This is a genomic window from Steroidobacter sp. (genome assembly GCF_036406195.1).
In the GTDB taxonomy this organism is placed as follows: Bacteria; Pseudomonadota; Gammaproteobacteria; order Steroidobacterales; family Steroidobacteraceae; genus Steroidobacter.
Genome location: NZ_DASWVW010000023.1, coordinates 1 through 3,757, shown reverse-complemented (window position 1 = coordinate 3,757; position 3,757 = coordinate 1). Strand labels below are relative to the sequence as shown.

Here is a 3,757-nt window from a genome sequence, read left to right as displayed (position 1 = left end):
CAGCTTGACTGTTTCCTCCACCGGCTCCTCATCCAGATCGTTCAACACCAGATGAGCGCCTTCGCGCGCCAGCTTCAGAGCCAGCGCACGGCCGATGCCGCGTCCTCCGCCGGTCACCAGGGCCACTTTTCCAGCCAATCTTTTCATGCTTCTTTACTCGCTGTCGTCTCCACAATCGCCTCTCCCGACAACACGGCTTCACCGCGCGGGTTGAGTACATACAAGCGCAAACTCAGACGCTGCCCACCGTCGATGTCTTCGGCTTTGGCGATTTCGCCCACGCACTCGAGCCGGTCGCGTACGTGCGTTATCGCCGCGAACCGCACGCCGAGCTCGTGCAGCGCGGCCCGGCCGAACGCGTTTGTGAGCGCCCTGCCGAGATACGCCATCGACAACATGCCGTGCACGAACACATCGTTCATGCCTGCAGCACGCGCTGCATCGATATCGATGTGCATCGGGTTATGGTCATTCGAAGCGCCTGCAAACAACGCGAGCGTCGTACGGCTGATCGGTGCGATCTGCAACAAAGGGATGTGATCGCCGGGCGCATAACGTTTGGCGGCAGCCAGTCGCGTCATCGCTTGCCTCCCGAGGCGCGCACGACCACTGTCTTGGTCATCTCGACGGCGAGCTCGCCGCGCTGATTGGTGGCTGCTGTACGGATCACGATGAACTGCAGGGCGCCGCCCTTTTTCTCGTAGACATCCTCGACCTGCGACTCGAGCGTGATCTGGTCGCCGGCGCAGATCGGCAGGTGCCATCGGAATTGCTGCGAGCCGTGCAACACCCGCTCCAACCGCACACCCAGCGCCTCCAGGAAGGCGAACGGCCGCGGCTGATCGAGCTCGAGCGAGAACGCGTAAGTCGGCGGCGCCACCAGATCCGGGTATCCCATCGCGCGCGCCGCCTCGACATCCACGAACTCGGGGCCTGTCTCGCCGATCGCCTTGGCAAAGAAGCGCAGCCGTCCGCGCTCCACCTCGACAGTGTGCGGCAGATGGCGATAACCGATGAAGTCGGCGAGCCTCTTCGCGCCAGCGCCGGACGCCGCGGTTTTTCCTGTGTCCGAGCTTGCAGCTCGGGCGGCAACTCCAGTACCCATATATTCAGGCCCGCTGATAAAGCGTCACGACGCAGGCACCGCCCATGCCGAGATTGTGCTGAAGCGCGTTGCGCGCGCCCTGCACCTGGCGTTTCTCTGCAGTACCCCGCAGTTGATGAGTCAGCTCGTAGCACTGCGCCAGGCCCGTCGCTCCCAATGGATGGCCCTTGGACAGCAATCCTCCTGACGGATTGGTCACTACACGTCCACCATAGGTGTTGTCACCGTCACGCACGAACTTCTCACCGCCGCCCTCTGGACAGAAGCCCAGCGCTTCGTAGCAGAGCAATTCGTTCTGCGCGAAACAGTCGTGCAGCTCGACCACATCGATGTCCTCGGGACCGACTCCGGCGCGCTCATATACTCGGGCGGCGCCTGTTTTCGCCATGTCGAAGCCGACCAGACGAATCATGTCGCGCGCCTCGAAGGTGGATGGAAGATCCGTAACCATGTCCTGCGCGGCGATGAACACGTCAGTGCGAATGCCGCGCGAGCGTGCGAAGCTCTCGGAAACGAGCACGGCCGCTGCCGCGCCACAGGTCGGCGGACAAGCCATCAGCCGTGTCATGACATCCGGCCAGATGACTGTGTCCTGCAACACATCGTCCTCGGTGAGCTCCTTGCGAAACACCGCCATCGGATTGTTGACCGCATGTCGCGAGGCTTTCGCGCGGATTGCCGCGAAGGTTCGCAGTGAGGTGCCGTACTTGCGCATGTGCGTGAGCCCCGCACCACCGAAGTAACGCAGTGCCAGCGGTATGTGCGTCATGCCCACCAACTCATCGGTGAGTTGATCGAACTTGTCGAAAGGCGATGGGCTCGACTTCTCCGTACCGAGCGCCCCCGGTTGCATTTCTTCGAAGCCGAGCGCCAGCACGCAGTCGGCGGCGCCGCTGGCGATCGCCTGGCGCGCCAGGTAGAGCGCGGTGGAGCCGCTGGAGCAGTTGTTGTTGACGTTCACGATCGGAATGCCGGTCATGCCGAGCTCGTACAGAGCATGCTGGCCGCTGGTGGAATAGCCATGGACGTAGCCGGCGTAGGCCTGCTGCACGTCGCGGTAAGCGACGCCGGCATCCTCGATGGCCAATCGGGCCGCCCGCATGCCCATGACATTGTAGGGATCGCTCGTGCCCGGCTTCTTGAAGGGAATCATGCCGACACCGACGACGTAAGTCCTGCTCATTGCTCGACTCCGAATGTTTCAGATGACTCGGCTCGCCGACTGGCAGTGCCGGCGAGCTCGGCGCGCAATTGACGCTTGAGCACCTTGCCAAGCGCGTTCAGCGGCAACGACTGACGAAAGACGACGCCGCTCACCCGCTGGCGTTTACCGACTCTCTCATTGATCCAGGCCGCCAGCTCCTGCGCCTGCGGCCGTTTACCTGCCCGAGGCACGATCACCGCGAGCGGGGTCTCACCCCACTTCTCGTGCTCCACGCCGATGACGGCAACTTGCGCGACGTCGGGGTGCTGCGCGGCGACCATTTCGATATCGATCGGAAAGACGTTCTGCCCGCCCGAGACGATCATGTCCTTCTTGCGATCGCGCAGATAAAGAAAACCTTCCTCATCGACGTAGCCGACGTCGCCGGTGCGCAACCAGCGCCTGCCGCGCTCATCGACCAGGAACGCCTCGGCGGTCTCGACCGGCCGCTTGTAATAGCCGTCCATGACGAACGCGGACAGGCCGACGATCTCGCCGCATTCGCCGCAGGCCGCCTCGCTGCCATCCTCGCGCACGATCTTCATGTCCGAGCCCGGCAGGGGCCGGCCCACGGAGCTCGGCTTGCGCCGTCCGTCGCGGTCGGAGAGGATCGTCACGAATCCTTCCGTGAGCCCATACGCCTCGACGAACGCGCAGTGAACCCACTGAGAGAGGCGCTCCTTGAGCTCGCCGCTCATGACGGCCCCGGCGGCGCACAGCGCCTGGAGAGAAGAAACGTCGAACGAATCGCGCGACGGACACTCGAGCAGCATGCGGTATTGCAGCGGCACCAGGAACACGTGCGTCGCGCGATGCTGCTGCACGCTGTTCAGGAACATCTCGGGCTTGAACGCCGCTTCGATGACAGCGGTGCTGCCGATCGCCAGGGCGCTCAGCAGCGACACCCAGGTTGCGTTGGAATAGAAGCCCAGGGTGCAGACCGTGACTCCATCCTCGTGCATTCGCAGCGCCTGGGCGCCGTACACCGCGTAACCGACGCGGCCTCGATGACTGTGCGAGATGCCCTTCGGTATGCCGGTGGTGCCCGAGCTATAGATGATCGTGCACAGATCCTCCGGCGCCGGCCGCGCACTCGGCGCCGTGCTCGGCTGGGCCTCGCGCCACTGCGTGAATTCGATCCAGCCAGGCGCTTCGCCGCCTACGACCACACGCGGACAGTGCTGCAAGGCCGACAAGCCGCCCAGGCCATCGATACGCAGCGCCTCGGCGGGACTTGCGATGATCAGCGACGGCTCACAGTCGAGCAGTTGCGTGCGTATGGCGTCATCGCTGATGGTGATGTTGATCGGCGCGATGGCGGCGCCGCTGCGCATGACACCGAGCACCGCCTCCGCCGTTTCGAAACGATTGTCGATGAGGGCGGCGACCTTGTGGCCGCTGCCCACCCCGAAGCCGTGCAGACCATTCGCCACCTGGTTGATCCGCGC

At 64.0% G+C, this 3,757-nt stretch carries 5 protein-coding genes; all 5 read right to left on the bottom strand.

Annotated elements, in window-relative coordinates; genetic code table 11:
* A partial coding sequence (locus tag VGE08_RS26335) for an SDR family NAD(P)-dependent oxidoreductase (protein ID WP_349258672.1) occupies nucleotides 1–147 on the bottom strand: 147 nt, incomplete at its 3' end.
* On the bottom strand, nucleotides 144–581 hold the full coding sequence (locus VGE08_RS10605) for a MaoC/PaaZ C-terminal domain-containing protein (RefSeq protein WP_331067850.1): 438 nt from the start codon (nucleotides 579–581) through the stop codon (nucleotides 144–146). The genes VGE08_RS10605 and VGE08_RS26335, both read right to left, overlap by 4 nt.
* A complete protein-coding gene (locus VGE08_RS10600) occupies nucleotides 578–1,105 on the bottom strand; it encodes a MaoC family dehydratase N-terminal domain-containing protein (protein WP_331067849.1) in 528 nt (175 codons plus the stop codon). The genes VGE08_RS10605 and VGE08_RS10600 overlap by 4 nt, the downstream gene beginning before the upstream one ends.
* A gap of 4 nt (nucleotides 1,106–1,109) precedes the next feature.
* Nucleotides 1,110–2,288, bottom strand: a complete 1,179-nt coding sequence (locus VGE08_RS10595) for a lipid-transfer protein (protein WP_331067848.1) — start codon at nucleotides 2,286–2,288, stop codon at nucleotides 1,110–1,112.
* A partial coding sequence (locus VGE08_RS10590; RefSeq protein WP_331067847.1) for a class I adenylate-forming enzyme family protein occupies nucleotides 2,285–3,757 on the bottom strand: 1,473 nt, incomplete at its 5' end. The genes VGE08_RS10590 and VGE08_RS10595, both read right to left, overlap by 4 nt.

Bases quoted from the DNA above. Each gene is read 5' to 3' on its own strand.
- VGE08_RS10605 (WP_331067850.1), bottom strand. From the start codon at position 581: ATGACGCGACTGGCTGCCGCCAAACGTTATGCGCCCGGCGATCACATC.
- VGE08_RS10600 (WP_331067849.1), bottom strand. From the start codon at position 1,105: ATGGGTACTGGAGTTGCCGCCCGAGCTGCAAGCTCGGACACAGGAAAA.
- VGE08_RS10595 (WP_331067848.1), bottom strand. From the start codon at position 2,288: ATGAGCAGGACTTACGTCGTCGGTGTCGGCATGATTCCCTTCAAGAAG.